Raw genomic sequence first — 21417 nt, forward strand, 5'->3', positions numbered from 1 at the left:
TTTTGACGATGAATGCGAGGGATGAACAATGAGTCAACATTATGAAGGGAATAAAGGATCGGTTCAAGAGCATGATGTCGTGATGCGCGGAAGACGGATTTTAGATATTACCGGGGTTAAGCAGGTCGAAAGTTTTGACAGCGAAGAGTTTTTACTAGAAACGGTCATGGGTTTTTTATCAATTCGCGGTCAAAATTTACAAATGAAAAATTTAGATGTGGATAAAGGAGTCGTTTCGATCAAGGGAAAAATCTTTGACCTTGTTTACCTAGATGAGCATCATCAGGAGAAAGCTAAAGGGTTCTTTAGCAAGTTGTTCAAATGAGTTTAACGACCCAGCTGGAAACGATGCTTGCGATGGCCGGGATGGGCAGTTGGATCGGCATCGCGCTCGATACGTATAACCGGTTTTTACAGCGGTCTAAGCGGGCACGCTTGATCGTGTTTCTCCATGACCTTTTGTTTTGGCTTTTACAAGCGTTACTAATTTTTTATGTACTATTGCTTACGAACGAGGGAGAGCTGCGGGTTTATATTTTTTTAGCATTGTTGTGCGGTTATGCTGCGTATCAAAGTTTATTTCGCCGTGCGTATTTAAAGTTGCTGGAAGCGATCATCCGTTGCTGTATCGCGCTGTACCGCTTTTTTATTCGGACATGCTATTATGTTATTGTGCAGCCGATCCGTTTGCTTTTGCATCTTTTCATATTGGCGATGTTATTTATTTGGAAGATCATCATATTTCTATTAAAAGCGCTCTACCGTTGTATCGTTTTCTTGCTGATGCCGATTCGAGCGCTTGGGAAATGGCTCTGGTTCATGATCCCGCTTACATGGCGGCAGCTGGTTGAAAAATTTTTGCACGTGTTGGCAGGATTTATACAAAAGGGGAAGAATATGATCATAAGATGGGGTTCGAAATGGCGAAAGTAAGAGTGGAGGGTGGACGCAGTGAGTGCTCTGCATAAAAATAAAGTAACGAAGCTTCATTCTTCGTATGTGTTAGCGCATGAACAAAACGAAAAGAAAGCCTTGAAAAGACGGCGTGTCGTCATGGTCCGCTTTACGTTTTTAAGCGTGTTGTTGATCGCATTGTCCGCTATCTTTTTATATATTCTCCACTCTCAGTCTGTAAACATTGAAGCGAAAATGCGCGAGCAAAAAAAGTTGGAACAGCGGCTCGAATCATTAGAAAAGCAGCAAAAGCGGCTGGAAGAGGAAATCAAAAAACTACATGACGATGAGTATATCGCCGAATTAGCACGAAAAAAGTATTACTTGTCAAAAGAAGGCGAAATCATTTTTGCTGTTCCAGGAAAATAGAGTCCGCTGCTATTGACATAGGCGCGCGGCTTATTGACACTTGTTTTTTATATTCGTTATAATAAAGAAAACGATTTTGATTTTTTAAGGAGGAGCACTTTTTTTATGTCGATTGAAGTGGGCAGCAAGTTACAAGGCAAAGTAACGGGCATTACGAAATTCGGAGCATTTGTGGAGCTGCCAGAAGGCGTAACAGGGTTGGTGCATATTAGCGAAGTAGCCGATAATTATGTCAAAGACATTCACGATCATCTAAAAATTGGCGACGTAGTAGATGTCAGAGTGATTAATGTTGAGAAAGACGGGAAAATCGGCTTATCGATTAAAAAAGCGAAAGAATCGCAGCCTTCACAGCGTCCGCGTACGAAAGTAAACGATCGTGCCGCAAAAGAAAGTTTCGAACAAAAAATTAGCCGCTTTTTAAAAGAAAGTGAAGACCGTTTGGCATCGTTGAAACGTCACACGGAATCGAAACGGGGAGGTCGTGGCGCGAGACGCGGATAACTTGCTGCCAGATGCGTTGATTAGTCAATAAAAACGAGTTGATATCGATCGATTCAGATGAAGGTATAAAAGCATCCATCGGCTGGATGCTTTTTGTGTGTCAAACGGATAAAAACATATTGACAAAAAAGTGAATCGCTATTATCATATTAATTGTCTGTATGGCGGCGTAGCTCAGCTGGCTAGAGCGTACGGTTCATACCCGTGAGGTCGGGGGTTCGATTCCCTCCGCCGCTATAGAAAAGAAAAGCGCAAAGCGCCTGCCTATCGGCAAAGATCGCACAAGCCCCACCGAGGGGACTTGTTGTGCCCCGCAGTGTGGGGCGGAGCGCATCGCACCGATGGCGCTTGAAGCTAGACATTTCAATAAGGCCCGTTGGTCAAGTGGTTAAGACACCGCCCTTTCACGGCGGTAACACGGGTTCGAATCCCGTACGGGTCACTAAAAAGAGGATGTTTCCTATTTGGAAGCATCCTTTTTTATGTTGCAAAACGAATTCCGAAAGCGTTCTCTATTGTATAACGATGGCGCATAACCGAGAAATCCGTCGAACACTTTTTTATATTGCTTTCCTATTTTGACAAATTTCTGATAATTCAAGCGATATAATAGGGTTAATAGAAAAGCAAAGGAGTGGGGATCGGAAATGGAAAGAATCGAAAGACGTTTGACAAACCAAATTTCGGAGGTGCCGCTAAATGAAACATCGGCTGTTTTTTCGCGTTGGATGAGGCATTTGAAAGTCAGGCTAGGGCATTTGTTCATCCATAAGGGATTTATTTTGCTTGTTATCGGCTTTTTGCTTGGACGAGCCCTCATTTTAGCGAAGCTAATTCCATTTGCTTTGCCATTCTTTGTGTCAGTTTATACGCTGCGCCGTGATAAAGCGGGTTTGGCGTTCATCGCTTTAGTAGCCGGGGCGCTGACCATATCATTCGAAACAGCGCTGTTTGTGTTTGCAGCCATGTTCAATTTTCTGCTGTTGAATCAGGTAGTGAAAAAATTTTGGAGCGATTCGCTGAAAATAGCTCCTTTTGTTGTATTTTGTCTATCGTTTTCTACAAAATTAGCCGTTACGTACTTGTGGGCTGGGTCGCCAACGATGTATGAAAGCGTGATGGCTTTTATTGAAGCAGGGCTTGGTTTTGTTCTCACCCTTATTTTCCTACAGAGCATTCCTCTTTTAGCGGTACAAAAATACAAGCAATCGTTGCGGGCCGAAGAAATTGTGTCGCTTGTCATTTTGCTTGCTTCGATGTTAACGGGCACCATCGGGTGGGAAGTATCTCAGTTATCGCTTGAACATATTTTATCGCGTTATCTCGTGCTACTATTTGCGTTTGTAGCAGGAACAACGATCGGTTCGACTGTAGGGGTCGTGACAGGGCTTATTTTAAGTTTAGCTAACGTTGATAATTTATATCAAATGAGCTTATTGGCATTTGCTGGCCTTTTAGGTGGATTGTTAAAAGAAGGAAAGAAACTCGGTGCCTCTTTCGGATTGTTAGTTGCCACTTTACTTATTGGTCTATACGGAAATGGTAAGGCAGAGGCGGTCCCAACGATTTTTGAGTCTTGCTTAGCAGCCGCTTTGTTTTTAGTCACTCCGCGGACGTTGACGGAAAAAATAGCGAAATATATTCCAGGCACGGTGGAATATGTTAACGAGCAACAACAATATGTGCGGAAAATTCGCGATGTGACCGCACAGCGGGTTTCACAGTTTTCCCGCGTTTTTCAAGCGCTTGCTAACAGTTTTTCTAACGATCGGTTTGTAGGCGACGAAAAGGAGGAGAGGGAGATTGACTACTTCCTCAGCAATGTGACAGAAAAAACGTGCCAAACGTGCTTTAAAAAAGAGCAGTGTTGGTCGCAACAGTTTGACAAAACTTATGAGTATATGAAGCAGATGATGCTCGAGGCGGATGCCGGCAAACTTTTGCAAAACCATCAATTGTTGCGGGAATGGAATCGGCATTGTGTGAAAGGGAAAAAAGTAGTGGCCACTATGGAAAAAGATGTAGCGAATTATCAAGCGAATAAAAAGCTGCGCCGGCAAATTCGCGAAAGCCGGAAGCTTGTAGCGGAACAGCTGCTCGGCGTTTCACAAGTGATGGAAGATTTTGCACAAGAAATTCAGCGCGAGCAAGAAAACCATTACTTGCAAGAAGAACAAATTTTCCACGCATTACAGGAGTTCGGCATCGAGATCGGTCACGTCGATATTTACAGTTTGGAAAAAGGCAATATCGATATTGAAATGAGCATTCCGTATTGCGAAGGGCGGGGGGAATGCGAAAAGTTAATCGCTCCGATGCTTTCCGATATTTTAGATGAAACAATTGTTGTTAAACGGGAGGAATGTGCAGTCTATCCGAATGGGTATTGCCGTGTCGCGTTCGGTTCAACGAAAGCATTTGTTGTGGAAACGGGGGTAGCTTTTGCAGCGAAAGGAGGAGGATTTGTATCAGGAGACAGCTATTCGCTCATTGAGCTCGGAACGGGAAAATACGCCATTGCCATCAGCGACGGGATGGGGAACGGAGAAAGAGCACATTATGAAAGCAATGAAACGTTGCGTCTATTGCAAAAAATTTTACAAACAGGTATCGATGAAACGGTAGCGATTAAGTCGATTAATTCGATCCTTTCTTTGCGAACAACTGATGAAATTTTTTCAACATTAGATTTAGCGATGATCGACTTGCAAAACGCTTCTACAAAATTTTTAAAAATCGGCTCGAGTCCTAGTTTTATTAAACGTGGAAACAACGTGATGAAAATTGAGTCGAGCAATTTGCCAATCGGCATTATTAAAGAAGTCGAATTCGAAATCGTAAGCGAACAATTAAAGTCAGGAGATTTGCTTATTATGATGAGCGACGGCATCTTCGAAGGACCTTTCGTAGAAAATCACGAAGCATGGATGAAGCGGAAAATTAAAGAATTGAAGACAACTGATCCGCAGGCAGTCGCCGATTTAATTATGGAGGAAGTCATTCGCGCAAGTTCCGGAAGAATTGAAGACGACATGACTGTTGTTGTTGCGAAAATTAAACATAATACGCCAAAATGGGCGACGATCCCAGCGTATATGTATACGAAAAAAGCGCAGTAAGTATAAATTGCTTCCATTCCGGCAATGATGGGAATACATCAATTGAGGAGGGGAATGGAAGGTGCGAAAAGGAACATTACGGCAAATTTTATTAATTACAGACGGTTGTTCCAACCATGGCGAAGATCCGATTGCAATGGCTGCACTTGCGAAAGAGCAAGGAATTACCGTGAATGTTATCGGCGTACTCGACCAAGATACGATGGATGAAAATGGGCTGCGCGAAATTGAAGGAATTGCGATGGCTGGGGGTGGGATAAGCCAAGTAGTTTATGCAAAGCAGCTATCACAAACCGTGCAAATGGTCACGCGCAAAGCGATGACGCAAACGTTGCAAGGGGTGGTCAATCGAGAACTGAAACAAATTTTAGGTTCTAATGTATCAATGGAAGACTTGCCGCCGGAAAAACGCGGCGAAGTGATGGAAATTGTCGATGAACTCGGCGAAACGGTCGAATTGGAAGTTTTAATATTAGTAGACACGAGCGGAAGCATGAAGACGAAGCTTCCGACGGTAAAAGAGGCGCTTTTTGACTTATCGCTCAGCTTAAATGCCCGCATGGGGGACAATCTCTTTTCCGTGTTTGTATTTCCGGGAAAGCACGAAGATGTCGAAAAAGTGTTAGATTGGACTCCGAAGCTAGAAGCGCTATCGTCTGTATTCCCTAAACTGACATCCGGTGGGCTTACGCCGACAGGCCCTGCATTGCGCCGAGCGGTTAGCCATTTTCAGAAAACACGTTCGTTAAGGAGCTTGATTGTCCGTGATGAATCCTATTTTGAAGAATCATCTATGTAAACTACCAGTCGGTACGGTGATCGTTGGGAAGTGGCACAATCATGCGTATAAAATTGTAAAGCCGCTCGGTAGCGGAGCGAATGGCGCCGTTTATTTAGCAGAAAGCATGAAAGGACTTGTCGCGATAAAGTTAAGCGACAATGGCACGTCCATTACATCTGAGGTGAATGTGTTAAAACGTTTTTCCAAGGTCCAGGGAGCCGCCCTTGGACCTTCTTTGCTAGATATGGATGATTGGTTCGATCCTTATACAAACCGAGCGATTCCGTTTTATGTGATGGAATATATAAAAGGAGAGGAATTTTTTTCTTTTATTAAAAAAAGAGGAAAAGAATGGATTGTTATTTTAGTACTTCAACTATTATCCGCTTTGGACCAGCTTCATGAGGAAGGATGGGTGTTTGGCGATCTAAAACCAGAAAATTTATTAGTGGCCGGAATGCCGCCAACCGTTCGTCTTCTTGATGTCGGAGGAACGACGTTGCAAGGGCGGGCCATTAAAGAGTTTACCGAATTTTACGATCGGGGATACTGGGGATTAGGCTCGCGAAAAGCCGATCCTGCTTACGATTTGTTCGCGGTGGCGATGATTATGATTCATGCTTGCTATCCGCTAAAGTTTGAAAGGAAAGAAAATACCCGCCAGCAATTGTTCACAATGATTCGAGCGGATGCTACGTTGCGAAAATATCAAAACGTATTGATGAAGGCAATTGATGGAGCATATAAACGGGCGATCGATATGAAACGGGACTTAGTTGCTGCCATTCATCATGACGATTTGCCATCCAAACCTTTTGTTGCGCCGAAACAGTCATCGTCGAGAAAACAACATCATAAGAAATCGAAAAAAAGAAGCGGCGTCCTTGAAACGGCCTTCATTGTTGTGACACTATTATGTGTGTACGCTTTGTATTTATATGGGCAAATTCTTTAAAATCCAAACTTCTTTTTTGAGAAAATGTTTCATTAATGATACGATTAATAGTGTAGAAAATTCGTTAAAGAGGTTTTGGCTATATGCGTTCAACCGTGCGCTCGTTTATAAAAAAACACCAGCTGCTTACGCCGGATTCAACGATTGTCGTCGGCGTTTCCGGCGGGCCGGATTCCCTTGCTTTGCTACATTTTTTTTATACGATTCGGCAAGAATGGAACATCACTCTCGTTGCAGCCCATGTCGACCACATGTTTCGTGGTCGGCAATCGGAAGAAGATATGCATTTTGTGAAACATTTTTGTGACCAACTCGGTATTATATGTGAGGCGAAACAAATTGATGTTCCTGCTTTTCAACGCCAGAAGAAAATCGGGGCGCAAGAAGCGGCGCGTGAATGCCGTTATCGCTTTTTTCAAGAAGTAATGGACAAGCATTCGGCTGCCTTTTTAGCGTTAGCGCATCACGGGGACGATCAAATGGAAACAATTTTAATGCGGCTCGTCCGCGGCAGCAGCGGAAAAGGCTATGCTGGCATTCCATTTAAACGTCCATTTCACCGCGGATACATTATCCGACCGTTTTTATGCGTCAGCCGCCATGAGATTGAAGCGTATTGTCATGAGCATGGTCTTCAGCCGCGCTATGATGTTAGCAATGAAAAAGATGATTACACTCGAAATCGGTTTCGCCACGTATTGCTCCCTTTTTTAAAAAAAGAAAATCCGCGCGTTCATGAGCGATTCCAGCACTACAGCGAAACGGTGCTTGAAGACGAGGCGTTTTTAGAGGAATTAACGAACGAAGCGATGAATAAGGTAATGGAAAAACAGCCTGGTGAAATTAGGCTGCAAATCCGTCCGTTTCAAACAATGCCAAAGCCTTTACAAAGAAGAGGGATTCAACTAATATTGAACTATCTCTATGCGAGTATTCCTTCTTCTTTGTCCTCCATACATATAAGCAATGCCTTAACTTTGTTAATGAATAACCACCCTTCTGGTCGGTTAGATTTTCCAGATGGTTTAAAAATCATTCGCTCTTACGATGTTTGCTATTTTACGTTTCAAGCAAAAAAAACGAATGCTTATGTGTTGGACGTGTCTGTTCCGTCGACGATCTATTTGCCAAACGGACATGCAATTGTCAGCGAATTTCGGGAACACTATCCGGAAGAAGCAAAAGGGAACGCTTTTTTCATCCTTGATCCGGAAACGATTGTATTTCCGCTGCGCGTGCGTACGAGACGCGCCGGCGATCGGATGGCGGTAAAAGGGATGGACGGTACGAAAAAAATTAAGGAAATTTTTATTGAAAATAAAATCCCGCTTCATGATCGTGATATTTGGCCGGTGGTGGAAGATGGGCAAGGGAGGATTTTATGGCTGCCAAAGCTAAAAAAATCTGCTTTTGAAGCAACTGATATTACAAAAACGAGCTATCTTGTATTACACTATAAAGAGCAATGAACATCTAGGAGGAAATGAAAATGGGGATGAATCAAGATATTCAAAAAATTTTAGTAACGCAAGAACAAATACAGGAAAAAGTAAAAGAATTGGGAAAACTGTTGACAGAAGAGTATGAAGGGCGTTTTCCACTGGCTGTCGGCGTTTTAAAAGGAGCGCTGCCTTTTATGGCCGATCTGTTGAAACATATTGATACATATTTAGAAATGGACTTTATGGATGTATCGAGCTATGGAAATGCGACTGTTTCGTCGGGAGAAGTCAAAATTTTAAAAGACTTAAACACCTCTGTTGAAGGGCGCGACATTTTAATTATTGAAGACATTATCGATAGCGGTTTAACGTTAAGCTATTTAGTGGAATTGTTCCGCTATCGGAAGGCCAAATCAATCAAAATTGTCACGCTTTTAGATAAACCTTCTGGACGTAAAGCAAACATTGAAGCTGATTATGTAGGTTTTATTGTTCCAGACGAGTTTGTTGTTGGGTATGGATTAGATTACTGCGAGAAATACCGGAACCTTCCTTACATCGGTGTATTAAAGCCGGAAGTATACAGTAATAAGTGATCCGTCCGTACGGCGAATTGGTTGTATTGGAATGATTTTCTATGATACTATTGAGTATAGTGTGTTTTATATGGGAGGAGGCAAGAAATGAATCGGATCTTCCGTAATACGATTTTTTATTTACTGATTTTTCTCGTTGTCATTGGAGTTGTCAGCTTCTTTAACGGAAGCAACCAACGGACGGAGCCGATGACGTACGATGCTTTTATCACACACCTTGAAAACGGCGATGTTAAGTCGTTTTCCATGAAGCCGGAACGCGGCGTATATGAAATTAGAGGACAGTTGAAAACATATGCCGAAGGGCAATATTTTTCGACGTATGTCATGAACAGCGATCCGATTTTAAACCGGATTGATGTAGCAGCGAAACGGACGAAAGTGGAAGTGATGCCGGCAGATGAAACGAGCGGCTGGGTCACGTTCTTTACTTCCATTATCCCGTTTGTTATCATCTTTATTCTGTTCTTCTTCCTGCTTAATCAGGCGCAAGGCGGCGGCAGCCGGGTGATGAATTTCGGCAAAAGCCGGGCAAGACTTTATAGCGAAGATAAGAAAAAAGTGCGTTTCCGCGATGTCGCTGGAGCGGATGAAGAAAAGCAGGAACTCGTGGAAATCGTTGAATTTTTAAAAGATCCGCGCAAATTTGTCGAGCTTGGAGCTCGCATTCCGAAAGGCGTTTTGCTTGTCGGGCCTCCGGGGACAGGGAAAACGTTATTAGCGCGGGCGGTAGCAGGAGAAGCAGGCGTACCGTTTTTCTCAATCAGCGGTTCAGACTTTGTGGAAATGTTCGTTGGTGTCGGTGCGTCACGCGTCCGCGACTTGTTTGAGACAGCGAAAAAGAATGCGCCTTGTATCATTTTTATCGACGAAATCGACGCTGTCGGTCGTCAGCGCGGCGCCGGACTTGGCGGCGGCCATGACGAGCGCGAGCAAACGCTCAACCAATTGCTTGTTGAAATGGATGGATTTAGCGGCAATGAAGGCATCATTATTATCGCCGCAACGAACCGCCCAGATATTTTAGACCCTGCATTGTTGCGCCCGGGCCGCTTTGACCGTCAAATTACGGTGGACCGTCCAGACGTGAAGGGACGTGAGGCGGTACTTCGGGTACATGCTCGCAATAAACCGTTGGATGAGTCGGTCGATTTAAAAGCGATCGCGATGCGTACGCCAGGATTTTCTGGAGCAGATTTAGAAAACTTGCTTAATGAGGCGGCACTTGTCGCAGCACGGCAAAATAAAAAGAAAATTGATATGAGCGACATTGATGAGGCGACAGATCGCGTTATTGCTGGACCGGCGAAAAAGAGTCGCGTCATATCGGAAAAAGAGCGTCGCATTGTCGCATACCATGAGGCAGGCCATACGGTGATCGGCATGGTGTTAGCGGATGCGGAAATGGTGCATAAAGTAACGATCGTTCCGCGCGGTCAAGCGGGCGGCTATGCAGTCATGTTGCCAAAAGAAGATCGCTATTTTATGACAAAACCGGAGCTGTTAGACAAAATTGCCGGCTTGTTAGGCGGTCGTGTTGCCGAAGAAATTGTGTTCAATGAGGTCAGTACCGGAGCGCACAACGACTTCCAACGCGCCACTAACATTGCTCGCCGAATGGTAACGGAATTTGGAATGAGCGATAAGCTTGGCCCGATGCAGTTCGGCCAGTCTCACGGTCAAGTGTTTTTAGGGCGCGATTTGCATAATGAACAAAACTACAGCGACCAAATCGCTTATGAGATCGACTTAGAAATTCAACGAATCATTAAAGAATGTTATGAAAAGGCAAAACGCATCTTAACGGAAAATCGCGACAAATTAGAACTGATCGCTCAAACGTTGCTAGAAGTAGAAACGTTGGATGCAGAGCAAATTAAACATTTGTTCGAGCATGGAACTTTGCCAAATCGCAACGGAAATCACGAGAAGCAGGATGACGTAAAAGTAAATATCCATACAAAGAAAGAAGAATAAGATGTCTCTTTTACAGGGGCATCTTTTTTTACCGTTGAGAGCAACTCTTATGGTATGATGAGAAAAGTAAGAATTTGTGAGAAGTGGGGATGAAGCGATGATTTTTGTGTTAGATGTCGGCAATACGAATACCGTTTTAGGAGTGTATGACGGGGATGAGCTAAAACATCATTGGCGCATTGAAACGAGCCGAGGGAAAACGGAAGATGAATACGGCATGACGATTAAAGCGCTTCTCAATCATGTTGGTCTTGACTTTTCCGATATCGACGGCATCATTATCTCCTCCGTTGTGCCTCCGATTATGTTTGCGCTTGAACGGATGTGCGTTAAATACTTTCACATTAAGCCATTGATTGTCGGACCTGGGATTAAGACCGGACTGAATATTAAATATGATAATCCGAAAGAAGTAGGGGCGGACCGCATTGTCAACGCTGTTGCAGGCATTCATTTGTACGGAAGCCCGCTCATTATTGTCGATTTCGGGACAGCGACGACGTATTGTTATATTAATGAACATAAACAATATATGGGGGGGGCGATTGCACCGGGAATTACGATTTCGACTGAAGCGCTATATTCACGGGCAGCTAAATTGCCACGTATTGAAATCGCTCGCCCGGATGATATTATCGGGAAAAATACGGTAAGTGCGATGCAGGCAGGCATATTGTACGGATATGTCGGACAAGTCGAAGGAATCGTATCGCGAATGAAAGAAAAAAGCACGATCCCACCTAAAGTGATTGCAACAGGAGGATTAGCTTCTCTCATTGCACACGAATCAAGCGTTATTGATATTGTCGATCCATTTTTAACATTAAAAGGATTGCATCTTCTTTATATGAAAAATGTAGACAAAAAATAGGAAAAGGTGAGCAAATATGTCAGACTATTTAGTAAAAGCGTTAGCGTATGACGGTCAAGTAAGAGCGTATTCTGTGCGAACAACAGAGACGGTCGGCGAAGCGCAGCGCCGCCACCAAACATGGCCGACTGCCTCAGCTGCTCTTGGCCGGGCGATGACAGCCGGTGTCATGATGGGTGCGATGCTAAAAGGCGACAGTAAACTGACGATTAAAATTGAAGGGGGCGGCCCGATTGGCGCCATTCTCGTCGATAGCAACGCCAACGGGGAAGTGAGGGGGTATGTGACGAATCCTCACGTTCACTTTGAGTTAAATCAGCATGGAAAACTAGACGTTGCCCGAGCTGTCGGGACAAACGGCATGTTAACGGTGGTGAAAGATTTAGGGCTGCGCGACTTTTTTACAGGGCAAGTTCCGCTTGTGTCTGGAGAGCTCGGGGAAGATTTTACGTACTATTTTGTTTCATCTGAGCAAATCCCTTCATCTGTCGGAGTAGGAGTATTAGTTAATCCTGACGGCACGATTCTCGCCGCTGGAGGATTTATTCTTCAGCTTATGCCTGACACAGAAGAAAAAACGATTGATAAAATCGAACAACGGCTGAAGTCCATTCCTCCGGTTTCAAGAATGATTGAAAAAGGGTTAACGCCTGAAGAAATTTTAGAAGAACTGCTCGGAAAAGGAAATGTCAAAATTCTTGAAACGCTTCCGGTTGCTTTTGTATGCCGCTGTTCGCGCGAGCGGATTGCGGATGCGATCATTAGTTTAGGCCCTAAAGAAATTCAAGACATCATTGACGAAGAAGGGTATGCAGAAGCATCGTGTCATTTTTGCAACGAAACGTACCGCTTTACGAGAGAAGATTTAGAAAAACTTAAGCGGCTTGCGGAGTGACCGTCAAAAAAAAGGTTCATCACCACAACATGTACTTGACAAGCGGGGGATTTTCTTGAGCCGCCGTGTACGAAAAATCTGATTTACTGATTTTTCCTTATAAGTACAGAGAAGGCGTGTTCTGAAATAGTCAAGTACAACTTTCGGTGAAGAGCCAAAAAAAATTAAAAAATTAAATAATTGACAATTGATAAAATAGCTGATAAATTTTAAATAAATTCGATAAAATTACTCGGGATTAGGGGTGGATAATATGGCACGTGCAGTAAATTCCATTACAGAATTAATCGGGGATACGCCAGCAGTTAAATTAAATCGCATCGTTGATGAAGACAGCGCAGATGTATATGTGAAATTAGAATTTATGAATCCAGGAAGCAGCGTCAAAGACCGGATTGCTTTGGCGATGATTGAAGCAGCCGAAAAAGAAGGGAAATTAAAGCCAGGCGATACCATTATTGAGCCGACGAGCGGCAATACAGGAATCGGGTTGGCGATGGTAGCCGCAGCTAAAGGGTATAAAGCTATTCTTGTTATGCCGGATACAATGAGTTTAGAGCGCCGTAATTTATTGCGCGCTTATGGTGCGGAGCTAGTATTAACACCAGGAAGCGAAGGAATGCGCGGGGCGATTCGCAAAGCGGAAGAACTTGCAAACGAGCATGGATACTTTATGCCGCAACAATTTAAAAACGAAGCAAACCCAGAAATTCACCGTTTAACGACGGGAAGAGAAATTGTCGAGCAAATGGGCGACCAGCTTGATGCGTTTGTCGCAGGAATCGGTACAGGTGGAACGATTACCGGAGCCGGTGAAGTGCTTCGCGAAGCGTATCCAAACATTAAAATTTATGCGGTTGAGCCAGCTGATTCCCCGGTATTGTCAGGCGGAAAACCAGGTCCGCATAAAATTCAAGGAATTGGCGCAGGGTTTGTACCGGACATTTTAAACACGGAAATTTACGATGAAGTCATTACCGTCAAAACGGAAGAAGCGTTTGCAGCGGCTCGCCGCGCTGCGCGGGAAGAAGGAATTTTAGGCGGGATTTCATCTGGTGCGGCTATTCACGCAGCATTAAAAGTAGCGAAGCAGCTTGGAAAAGGGAAAAAAGTATTGGCGATTATTCCAAGTAACGGCGAACGCTACTTAAGCACGGCTTTGTATCAATTCGAAGAATAAGGAAAGCAACATTTCGGCAGGGAATACTCCCTGTCGAAATTTTTTTATAGTACAATAGGTGATGTATAACTAAGTTTGGACACAAACTTTTTCGATATATAAGTTGCAATAAAGAATTTCCGATTTTTCGTTTCCGTTTTCATCTAAATACAAACCGATATGATATAACGTGGTGAAGTGATCCGCTGGATGTAAAACAAAATTTCAACTTATATAGATGCAAAAACAAGTGTGTGTTTGTATGTGGCAACAAAGGAAGGAGTGTAACCGCCTCTTATGGGACTGCGGAAAATATTAGGACGGAAAGTTTCTTATCAACAGCGAGATTGGTTTAAACAATATAAATCGCTCATCCAAAACGAGCCATACCACGTTTTGTTAGAAAGCGGCCGTGCGGGACGTTATAGCATCATCGGAATGCGCCCGGTCGGCATTGTGCAAGGAAAAGGCGAGGAGCTAGTGATTCAGTATAAAGGTGAAGAAACTCGACTGAAAGGGAATCCGCTGCATTTAATGAAACAGTGGTTTGCGCAATGGAAAGCGGAATTCGTTCATGACGGTCCAGATTTTCAAGGCGGAGCGATCGGGTATATTAGCTATGATTGCGCTCGTTATATCGAACGGTTGCCTTCAAAGGCAAAAGATGACCTTGAACTTCCTGATTTATATTTTTTTATTTTTGACGATGTCTTCGTTTATGATCATGAAGAAGAGGCATTACATTTGATGACCCATTATGCCGAGGGAAAACGGGAAGAAGCAGAAAAACGCCTTTCTTTCTATGAGTCGCTATGGTTAAGGGAGAACGAAGAAATTGAGCCAATGTCATTTATTCCACCGGCGAACCATGAATCTGTTTCAATGACGGAAGCGGAGTTTATGGAGGCGGTTGAAAAGGTCCGGAAATACATCGCCCAAGGCGACGTATTTCAAGTAAACTTATCTGTAAGGCAGTCAAAACCGTTACGTACACACCCTTTTCACATTTATGAAAAGCTGCGCCTATTAAATCCTTCTCCGTATATGGCTTACCTTCACTTTCCGGACTTCCAAGTAGTGAGTGGTTCGCCGGAGTTGCTCGTGAAAAAACGAGGACCGCACGTGAGCACGAGACCGATTGCTGGAACGCGTTCGCGCGGAAAAACGGCGGGAGAAGATCAAAAAATTGCCAATGAGCTGCTCGCGAATGAAAAAGAGCGGGCCGAACATCTTATGCTTGTTGATTTAGAACGAAATGATTTAGGAAGAGTATGCAAATATGGTACAGTAAAAGTAGATGAATGGATGACCATTGAAGCGTATTCTCATGTGATGCACATTGTGTCACACGTATCAGGTGAGCTGGAAAACGGGAAAGACGCTTTTGATGTCATTCAAGCGGTGTTTCCTGGCGGAACGATTACCGGCGCACCAAAAGTGCGTACAATGGAGATTATCGAGGAATTGGAACCGGTAAGACGCAGCATTTATACAGGATCGATCGGTTGGATTGGCTTTAACGGAGATATGGAGTTGAATATTGCCATTCGGACGATGATCGCCAAAGACGGATTGGCGCATGTGCAAGCCGGAGCAGGAATTGTGATCGACTCACGCCCGGAATACGAATATAAAGAATGTTTAAAGAAGGCGATTGCCTTATGGAAAGCGAAAGAGATGAGCGAAGTAGAATTATGACGAGGTGAGACGGATGATTTTAATGATTGATAACTATGATTCGTTTACGTACAACTTAGTGCAATATTTAGGGGAGTTAGGCGAAGAGCTGATCGTTAAGCGAAACGACGAAGTAACGATTGAACAAATAGAAGCGCTCCGCCCCGATTTTTTGATGATTTCGCCGGGGCCGTGCAGCCCGAATGAAGCGGGGATTAGCTTGTCAGCGATCGAATATTTTGCGGGGAAAATTCCGATTTTCGGCGTTTGCTTGGGCCATCAGTCCATTGCGCAAGTGTTTGGGGGCGAAGTCGTTCGCGCGCAAAAGTTAATGCACGGAAAAACATCGCAAATTTTTCACGATGGAAAAACGATTTTTTCCGGTATTCCTACTCCATTTACAGCTACTCGCTATCATTCGCTTATTGTGAAGAAAGAAACGTTGCCAAGCTGCTTAGAGATTTCTGCGTGGACAGAAGACGATGAAATTATGGCCATCCGTCATAAAACGCTTCCGGTGGAAGGTGTGCAGTTTCATCCGGAATCGATTATGACAGCCCATGGAATGGAACTATTGAAAAACTTTATTCAAACGTATAAAAGGGTTCGATAATCGATGTATGTATATGTAAACGGTGAAATCGTTCGAAAAGAAGAGGCGCGCATTTCCCCGTTTGATCACGGTTTTATGTACGGGCTCGGTGCATTTGAAACGTTCCGCACGTATAACGGTCATCCGTTTTTATTGGATGACCATCTAGAGAGGCTCAATGACAGTTTAGTGGATATGAATATTGATTTGGTGCTACATCGCGATGAAGTGATGGCCGTTCTTCGTCAGCTTTTGCAAGCTAACGAACTCAAAGATGTGTATGTGCGCCTGAACGTATCCGCCGGAGTCGGTGATATTGGTTTGCAGACGGACTCATATACTGCGCCTGTTGTCATTGTCTATATGAAGCCCCTTCCTTCCGTTGCTTCTTCAGAAAAGGTATGTGCGATTTTAAAGACAAAGCGAAATAGCCCTGAAGGGAAGAAACGGTTGAAATCTCATCATTATTTGAACAACGTCCTTGGGAAGCGAGAAATCGGCAACGATCCGCGAATGGAAGGAATTTTTCTGAATGAACAAGGGTTCGTGACCGAAGGAATCGTTTCAAATATTTTCTGGGTCAAAAACGGTATCGTGTATACCCCTTCTTTAGAAACAGGAGCGTTAAACGGCATTACGCGCCAATTTGTGTTGGCGCTCTTTACCGCTTTACAAATCTGTTATGAAGAAGGGCTATATCGTTTGCATGAATTAGAAACAGCGGACGAAGTGTTTTTAACGAATTCGATTCAAGAAATTGTGCCAGTTGTGCGGATTCATGACCGTTGCTATCTTGGAAAAGAAGGACCGGTGACGAAGCGGTTAAAGAAGTATTATGAGCGCTTCGCTGCTCATTTGTGGACAAGACATGAGTTAATAGAAAGGATCGACCAGCAATGGTAACAACAATTCAATGTGGACGTTATACACTCGATATTCAGCAAAAAACGATCATTATGGGCATTTTAAACGTCACTCCCGACTCTTTTTCCGACGGCGGCCGATTTAACGCTATCGATCGTGCGGTAGAGCATGCGAAAAAATTAGTAGTCGAAGGAGCGGATATTATCGACATCGGTGGCGAATCAACGCGTCCAGGGGCCGAAAAAGTGTCGTTGGAAGAAGAATTGCGGCGGGTCATTCCTGTTGTGAAAGCGGTAGCTGCGGAAGTCAACGTTCCTATTTCCGTCGACACATATAAGGCAGAGGTAGCGAAACAAGCGATCGAAGCAGGTGCCCATATCATCAACGATGTATGGGGAGCAAAAGCGGACTCGACTATGGCGGAAGTAGCAGCACATTATCGCGTCCCGATCATTTTAATGCATAATCGTCGCCAACCTGACTACGAAAACTTAATTCCGGATATGATTTCTGACTTGCTTGAAAGCGTGGAAATCGTGAAAAAAGCGGGGGTCAAAGATGAAGCCATTATTTTAGACCCTGGGATTGGCTTTGCAAAAACGGCGGAGCATAATTTACAAGTGATGCGGCATTTGGATGAGTTTGCGAAATTAGGATATCCGTTGTTGTTAGGGACGTCGCGGAAATCATTTATCGGCCACGTTCTTGATTTGCCTGTTGATGAGCGGGTGGAAGGAACGGGGGCGACCGTTTGCCTCGGCATCGCGAAAGGCGTTCACATTGTTCGTGTCCACGATGTGTTGCCGATGGCGAGAATGGCTAAAATGATGGATGCGATGCTTGGCAAAGGGGGCGGGGGTCATCGATAAAATTTATGTAAACGGGATGGAGTTTTATGGCTACCACGGGGCGATCCCCGAAGAGCACGTTCTCGGGCAGCGCTTTTATGTCGATTTAATCGTCGAAACCGATTTAAAAAAAGCAGGGGAAAGAGATTGTCTAGCTGATACGATTAATTATGCGGAACTGTACGAAATTTGCCGTGAAATAGTGGAAGAAAAGCAGTTTACTTTAATTGAAGCGGTCGCCGAGCAAATTGCACATCGCATTTTATCTTCTTTTCCGACGATTGGACAATGCACCGTCAAGGTGAGTAAACCGAATCCGCCCATTAAAGGGCATTATCAATCTGTCGCAGTAGAGATAGTAAGGGGTCGTTAAATGGACAATCAAGCATATATCGCGCTCGGCTCTAATATCGGCAATCGTCTGCGATATTTGCACGAGGCTGTTAAAAAATTAGCGGAGTATGAGCAAATTTTAGTTGTCGAAACATCTTCGATTTATGAAACCGATCCTGTCGGTTACGTTCAGCAAAATAAATTTTTAAACATGGTCGTTCACATCCGGACCTCCCTTTCTCCTTTTGCTTTGCTGGAAGTGACGCAAAAAATCGAGCAGGAACTAGGGAGAAAACGGGAAATACGATGGGGACCGCGCACGTTAGACCTTGACATTTTATTATATAATCACGAAAATATTGAAACAGAGCGACTTACGATTCCGCATCCACGAATGACAGAAAGAGCATTTGTCTTAGTTCCGTTGCTCGAAATTGATGAACATATACACATTCCAACTATGAAACGCCATGCAGCGTTACTGATAGATGAACTATCGGATAAAGAAGGGGTACGCCTATGGAAGCAGAAAAGTGGGGGAGACGTATTCGCGCTTTTCGAAAACTAAAAGGATACACACAAGAGCGGTTTGCAAAAGACTTAGGTGTGTCGGTATCCGTTTTAGGGGAAATTGAGCGCGGAAACCGGTTGCCAACGGAACAGTTTTTGCAAATGGCAGCAAAGTGCTTAAACATAGCAATAGAGGAACTTTATCCGCCGGATGAAGAAAGGAGGTTCGAACATGTTTAAAATCGGGAATGTTGAAATCAAAAATCGTGTCGTTCTTGCCCCGATGGCCGGAGTATGCAACTCAGCATTTCGTTTGACTGTCAAAGAATTCGGAGCCGGTCTTGTTTGTGCAGAAATGGTCAGCGATAAGGGTATTTTATTTAACAATGAGAAAACGTTAGATATGCTTTACATCGATGAACGCGAGAAACCGTTAAGCTTGCAAATTTTTGGCGGAGAGAAGGAAACGCTCGTTGAAGCGGCGCGATTTGTCGATAAAAATACGAACGCAGATATTATCGATATTAATATGGGCTGCCCTGTTCCGAAAATCACAAAATGTGATGCCGGCGCAAAATGGCTGCTAGACCCAAACAAAATTTACGATGTCGTCAGCGCGGTTGTTGATGCGGTCGAAAAGCCTGTAACAGTAAAAATGCGGATCGGATGGGATGAGCATCATATTTATGCGGTCGAAAATGCTCAAGCGGTCGAACGTGCGGGGGGCAAAGCCGTTGCCGTCCACGGAAGAACGAGAGCGCAAATGTACGAAGGTAAAGCGGACTGGAACGTCATTAAACAAGTCAAAGAAGCGGTTAAGATCCCGGTCATCGGAAATGGCGATGTCCAAACCCCTCAAGATGCAAAACGAATGCTAGAGGAAACAGGGGTAGACGGTGTGATGATCGGACGGTCCGTTATTTAGAAACAGGAGAATTGATTCCAGAGCCTTCTGTCAGAGAAAAAATTGATGTGTGCATTTTGCATCTTGACCGTTTGATTGCTTTGAAAAATGAGCATATTGCGGTCAAAGAAATGCGCAAGCACGCTGCTTGGTATTTAAAAGGCATCCGCGGAAATGCAAAAGTACGCAATGCGATTAACGAATGCAATACTCGCGAAGAGCTTGTTTCACTTTTAATGAACTTTGTAGAAGAAGTAGAAGCAAAACAAAACGTGCAGGCTGTGTAATGAGAAAGACGTAATAACGGTTCGTTCACTGCCGGCCTTTGCTGGCAGTATTTTTAATAAAATTTCAAAATGGAGTGAATTTTATGAGTAATGAAGAATTAAATGACCAGCTACGAGTTCGCAGAGAAAAACTAAACAAACTAAGACAAAAAGGCATCGACCCATTTGGAAAACGCTTCGAGCGTACCCATAAAGCGCAAGAGCTTTTCGATTTGTATGGGGATTTATCAAAAGAAGAATTAGAAGAAAAACAAATTCAAGTGGCAATTGCTGGCCGCATCATGACAAAGCGTGGCAAAGGAAAAGCTGGATTTGCACATATTCAAGATTTAACAGGGCAAATCCAAATTTATGTTCGGAAAGATGATGTTGGTGAAGAACAATACGAATTGTTCGATACGTCCGATTTAGGGGATATTGTTGGCGTCCATGGTACCGTTTTTAAAACAAAAGTCGGCGAGTTGTCCGTTAAAGTTTCGTCTTATGAGCTTTTAACAAAGGCGTTGCGTCCTCTGCCGGAAAAATACCATGGATTAAAAGATATTGAACAACGCTACCGTCAACGTTATTTAGATTTGATTATGAATCCAGAAAGCAAAAATACGTTTATTACGCGTAGTTTAATTATTCAATCGATGCGTCGTTACTTAGACAACCATGGATATTTAGAAGTCGAAACGCCGATGATGCATTCGATTGCTGGAGGAGCGGCAGCACGTCCGTTTATTACACATCATAATGCATTGGATATTCCGCTATATATGCGTATTGCGATCGAATTGCACTTAAAACGCCTTATCGTCGGCGGATTAGAAAAAGTATATGAAATTGGCCGTGTCTTCCGTAACGAAGGGGTTTCTACGCGTCATAATCCAGAGTTCACGATGCTTGAATTGTATGAAGCATATGCCGATTATCAAGATATTATGAGCCTTACAGAAAACATGATTGCCCACATCGCTCAAGAAGTATTAGGGACAACAAAAATCCAATACGGAGAGCACGAAGTAGATTTGACGCCTCAGTGGAAACGGCTGCATATGGTCGATGCGATTAAAGAATACGTAGGAGTTGATTTCTGGAAGCAAATGAGCGATGAAGAGGCGCGCGCGTTGGCGAAAGAACATGGAGTAGAAGTAGCGCCGCATATGACGTTCGGTCATATCGTGAACGAATTTTTCGAACAAAAGGTAGAAGATAAACTAATTCAACCGACATTTATTTATGGTCACCCGGTTGAAATTTCACCGTTGGCAAAGAAAAATCTGGAAGATCCACGCTTTACAGATCGTTTTGAGTTATTTATCGTCGGACGCGAGCATGCCAATGCCTTTACTGAATTAAACGATCCGATTGACCAAAGAGAGCGTTTCGAAGCACAATTAAAAGAACGTGAACAAGGCAATGACGAAGCGCATGAGATGGATGAAGATTTCATTGAAGCATTGGAATACGGTATGCCGCCAACCGGTGGTTTAGGGATCGGCATAGACCGTCTTGTTATGTTATTAACAAACTCTCCATCGATTCGCGATGTACTGTTGTTCCCGCAAATGCGCAATAAATAACGTTACATAGGGGGCGCGCAAAATAACAGTGCCCCCTATTTTAGTTCGTATGAAATGACCTGAAAAATATAGTTGATTTAATGTTTTAAATGTGATAAATTAAAAATCGTCACTTTTCCTTAAGAGGTCGAGCGAAAAAATAAAAAATGTATTGACTAAATAAAACGAAACGTGATATATTAAAGAGGTCGCCTTAAGCGACTAAAAAATAA

General features: G+C 43.6%; 21 protein-coding genes, 2 tRNA genes and 1 pseudogene. All 24 read left to right on the top strand.

The annotated features are described in order from the left end of the window. Nucleotides 1-28: 28 nt before the first annotated feature. The 24 genes and pseudogenes from yabP to lysS all read left to right on the top strand — a co-directional run bounded on the left by yabP (nt 29) and on the right by lysS (nt 21205). Nucleotides 29-325, top strand: coding sequence for a sporulation protein YabP (gene yabP, locus M4I42_RS09365; RefSeq protein WP_268851927.1), 297 nt, complete (start codon nt 29-31; stop codon nt 323-325). Further along, the gene (gene yabQ, locus M4I42_RS09370; protein ID WP_268851928.1) at nt 322-933 is read left to right on the top strand and encodes a spore cortex biosynthesis protein YabQ; all 612 of its coding nucleotides are present in this window, start codon (nt 322-324) and stop codon (nt 931-933) included. Before yabP ends, yabQ begins: the two co-directional genes overlap by 4 nt. A gap of 18 nt (nt 934-951) precedes the next feature. Beyond that, entirely contained in the window at nt 952-1323 is a 372-nt protein-coding gene (locus M4I42_RS09375) for an FtsB family cell division protein (protein ID WP_268851929.1), read from the top strand. A 105-nt stretch (nt 1324-1428) separates the two neighbouring features. Next, nucleotides 1429-1827 (top strand): S1 domain-containing RNA-binding protein, encoded by a 399-nt coding sequence (locus tag M4I42_RS09380; protein WP_268851930.1) that lies wholly within the window; start codon nt 1429-1431, stop codon nt 1825-1827. A gap of 163 nt (nt 1828-1990) precedes the next feature. Then, a tRNA-Met gene (locus M4I42_RS09385) sits at nt 1991-2064 on the top strand. 133 nt (nt 2065-2197) lie between these two features. Continuing rightward, nucleotides 2198-2269, top strand: a tRNA-Glu gene (locus M4I42_RS09390). 205 nt (nt 2270-2474) lie between these two features. Further along, nucleotides 2475-4946: a stage II sporulation protein E gene (spoIIE, locus tag M4I42_RS09395; RefSeq protein ID WP_268851931.1), complete on the top strand. Its 2472-nt coding sequence runs from the start codon at nt 2475-2477 to the stop codon at nt 4944-4946. 61 nt (nt 4947-5007) lie between these two features. Then, entirely contained in the window at nt 5008-5745 is a 738-nt protein-coding gene (locus M4I42_RS09400) for a VWA domain-containing protein (protein WP_268851932.1), read from the top strand. After that, nucleotides 5714-6682: a serine/threonine protein kinase gene (locus M4I42_RS09405; protein ID WP_442864097.1), complete on the top strand. Its 969-nt coding sequence runs from the start codon at nt 5714-5716 to the stop codon at nt 6680-6682. The genes M4I42_RS09400 and M4I42_RS09405 overlap by 32 nt, the downstream gene beginning before the upstream one ends. 83 nt (nt 6683-6765) lie before the next feature. Then, a complete protein-coding gene (gene tilS / locus M4I42_RS09410; RefSeq protein WP_268851934.1) occupies nt 6766-8151 on the top strand; it encodes a tRNA lysidine(34) synthetase TilS in 1386 nt (461 codons plus the stop codon). Nucleotides 8152-8171: 20 nt separating this feature from the next. After that, on the top strand, nt 8172-8720 hold the full coding sequence (gene hpt / locus M4I42_RS09415) for a hypoxanthine phosphoribosyltransferase (protein WP_268851935.1): 549 nt from the start codon (nt 8172-8174) through the stop codon (nt 8718-8720). 87 nt (nt 8721-8807) lie between these two features. Continuing rightward, the gene (gene ftsH, locus M4I42_RS09420) at nt 8808-10697 is read left to right on the top strand and encodes an ATP-dependent zinc metalloprotease FtsH (RefSeq protein ID WP_268851936.1); all 1890 of its coding nucleotides are present in this window, start codon (nt 8808-8810) and stop codon (nt 10695-10697) included. A gap of 97 nt (nt 10698-10794) precedes the next feature. Next, nucleotides 10795-11568 carry a type III pantothenate kinase gene (locus tag M4I42_RS09425; protein WP_268851937.1) on the top strand — a complete coding sequence of 258 codons (774 nt, stop codon included), beginning with the start codon at nt 10795-10797 and terminating at the stop codon, nt 11566-11568. A gap of 16 nt (nt 11569-11584) precedes the next feature. Further along, nucleotides 11585-12463 (top strand): Hsp33 family molecular chaperone HslO, encoded by an 879-nt coding sequence (gene hslO / locus M4I42_RS09430; protein ID WP_268851938.1) that lies wholly within the window; start codon nt 11585-11587, stop codon nt 12461-12463. A gap of 253 nt (nt 12464-12716) precedes the next feature. Beyond that, the gene (cysK, locus tag M4I42_RS09435; RefSeq protein WP_268851939.1) at nt 12717-13643 is read left to right on the top strand and encodes a cysteine synthase A; all 927 of its coding nucleotides are present in this window, start codon (nt 12717-12719) and stop codon (nt 13641-13643) included. Between the two features lie 276 nt (nt 13644-13919). Then, nucleotides 13920-15320: an anthranilate synthase component I gene (gene trpE / locus M4I42_RS09440; RefSeq protein ID WP_268851940.1), complete on the top strand. Its 1401-nt coding sequence runs from the start codon at nt 13920-13922 to the stop codon at nt 15318-15320. 13 nt (nt 15321-15333) lie between these two features. Further along, nucleotides 15334-15912 (top strand): aminodeoxychorismate/anthranilate synthase component II, encoded by a 579-nt coding sequence (gene pabA, locus M4I42_RS09445; RefSeq protein ID WP_268851941.1) that lies wholly within the window; start codon nt 15334-15336, stop codon nt 15910-15912. A 3-nt stretch (nt 15913-15915) separates the two neighbouring features. Beyond that, the gene (pabC, locus tag M4I42_RS09450; protein WP_268851942.1) at nt 15916-16794 is read left to right on the top strand and encodes an aminodeoxychorismate lyase; all 879 of its coding nucleotides are present in this window, start codon (nt 15916-15918) and stop codon (nt 16792-16794) included. Then, nucleotides 16788-17624 (top strand): dihydropteroate synthase, encoded by an 837-nt coding sequence (gene folP / locus M4I42_RS09455; protein ID WP_268851943.1) that lies wholly within the window; start codon nt 16788-16790, stop codon nt 17622-17624. The genes pabC and folP overlap by 7 nt, the downstream gene beginning before the upstream one ends. Further along, on the top strand, nt 17587-17976 hold the full coding sequence (gene folB, locus M4I42_RS09460) for a dihydroneopterin aldolase (protein ID WP_268851944.1): 390 nt from the start codon (nt 17587-17589) through the stop codon (nt 17974-17976). The genes folP and folB overlap by 38 nt, the downstream gene beginning before the upstream one ends. Continuing rightward, nucleotides 17977-18504, top strand: coding sequence for a 2-amino-4-hydroxy-6-hydroxymethyldihydropteridine diphosphokinase (folK, locus tag M4I42_RS09465; protein WP_268851945.1), 528 nt, complete (start codon nt 17977-17979; stop codon nt 18502-18504). It abuts the gene before it with no gap. Further along, on the top strand, nt 18456-18686 hold the full coding sequence (locus M4I42_RS09470; RefSeq protein WP_268851946.1) for a helix-turn-helix domain-containing protein: 231 nt from the start codon (nt 18456-18458) through the stop codon (nt 18684-18686). The genes folK and M4I42_RS09470 overlap by 49 nt, the downstream gene beginning before the upstream one ends. Next, nucleotides 18679-19637, top strand: a pseudogene (dusB, locus tag M4I42_RS09475) (tRNA dihydrouridine synthase DusB). Before M4I42_RS09470 ends, dusB begins: the two are co-directional and overlap by 8 nt. A gap of 83 nt (nt 19638-19720) precedes the next feature. Then, entirely contained in the window at nt 19721-21205 is a 1485-nt protein-coding gene (gene lysS, locus M4I42_RS09480) for a lysine--tRNA ligase (RefSeq protein ID WP_268851947.1), read from the top strand. The last annotated feature ends 212 nt before the right edge of the window (nt 21206-21417 follow it).

The sequence above is a fragment of the Anoxybacillus sp. J5B_2022 genome (genome assembly GCF_026847645.1).
GTDB lineage: Bacteria > Bacillota > Bacilli > Bacillales > Anoxybacillaceae > Anoxybacteroides.

Coding starts and splice junctions, on each gene's coding strand:
- yabP (WP_268851927.1), top strand. CDS start 29: ATGAGTCAACATTATGAAGGGAATAAAGGATCGGTTCAAGAGCATGAT.
- yabQ (WP_268851928.1), top strand. CDS start 322: ATGAGTTTAACGACCCAGCTGGAAACGATGCTTGCGATGGCCGGGATG.
- M4I42_RS09380 (WP_268851930.1), top strand. CDS start 1,429: ATGTCGATTGAAGTGGGCAGCAAGTTACAAGGCAAAGTAACGGGCATT.
- spoIIE (WP_268851931.1), top strand. CDS start 2,475: ATGGAAAGAATCGAAAGACGTTTGACAAACCAAATTTCGGAGGTGCCG.
- M4I42_RS09405 (WP_442864097.1), top strand. CDS start 5,714: ATGAATCCTATTTTGAAGAATCATCTATGTAAACTACCAGTCGGTACG.
- tilS (WP_268851934.1), top strand. CDS start 6,766: ATGCGTTCAACCGTGCGCTCGTTTATAAAAAAACACCAGCTGCTTACG.
- hpt (WP_268851935.1), top strand. CDS start 8,172: ATGGGGATGAATCAAGATATTCAAAAAATTTTAGTAACGCAAGAACAA.
- ftsH (WP_268851936.1), top strand. CDS start 8,808: ATGAATCGGATCTTCCGTAATACGATTTTTTATTTACTGATTTTTCTC.
- M4I42_RS09425 (WP_268851937.1), top strand. CDS start 10,795: ATGATTTTTGTGTTAGATGTCGGCAATACGAATACCGTTTTAGGAGTG.
- hslO (WP_268851938.1), top strand. CDS start 11,585: ATGTCAGACTATTTAGTAAAAGCGTTAGCGTATGACGGTCAAGTAAGA.
- cysK (WP_268851939.1), top strand. CDS start 12,717: ATGGCACGTGCAGTAAATTCCATTACAGAATTAATCGGGGATACGCCA.
- trpE (WP_268851940.1), top strand. CDS start 13,920: ATGGGACTGCGGAAAATATTAGGACGGAAAGTTTCTTATCAACAGCGA.
- pabA (WP_268851941.1), top strand. CDS start 15,334: ATGATTTTAATGATTGATAACTATGATTCGTTTACGTACAACTTAGTG.
- pabC (WP_268851942.1), top strand. CDS start 15,916: ATGTATGTATATGTAAACGGTGAAATCGTTCGAAAAGAAGAGGCGCGC.
- folP (WP_268851943.1), top strand. CDS start 16,788: ATGGTAACAACAATTCAATGTGGACGTTATACACTCGATATTCAGCAA.
- folB (WP_268851944.1), top strand. CDS start 17,587: ATGCGATGCTTGGCAAAGGGGGCGGGGGTCATCGATAAAATTTATGTA.
- folK (WP_268851945.1), top strand. CDS start 17,977: ATGGACAATCAAGCATATATCGCGCTCGGCTCTAATATCGGCAATCGT.
- M4I42_RS09470 (WP_268851946.1), top strand. CDS start 18,456: ATGGAAGCAGAAAAGTGGGGGAGACGTATTCGCGCTTTTCGAAAACTA.
- lysS (WP_268851947.1), top strand. CDS start 19,721: ATGAGTAATGAAGAATTAAATGACCAGCTACGAGTTCGCAGAGAAAAA.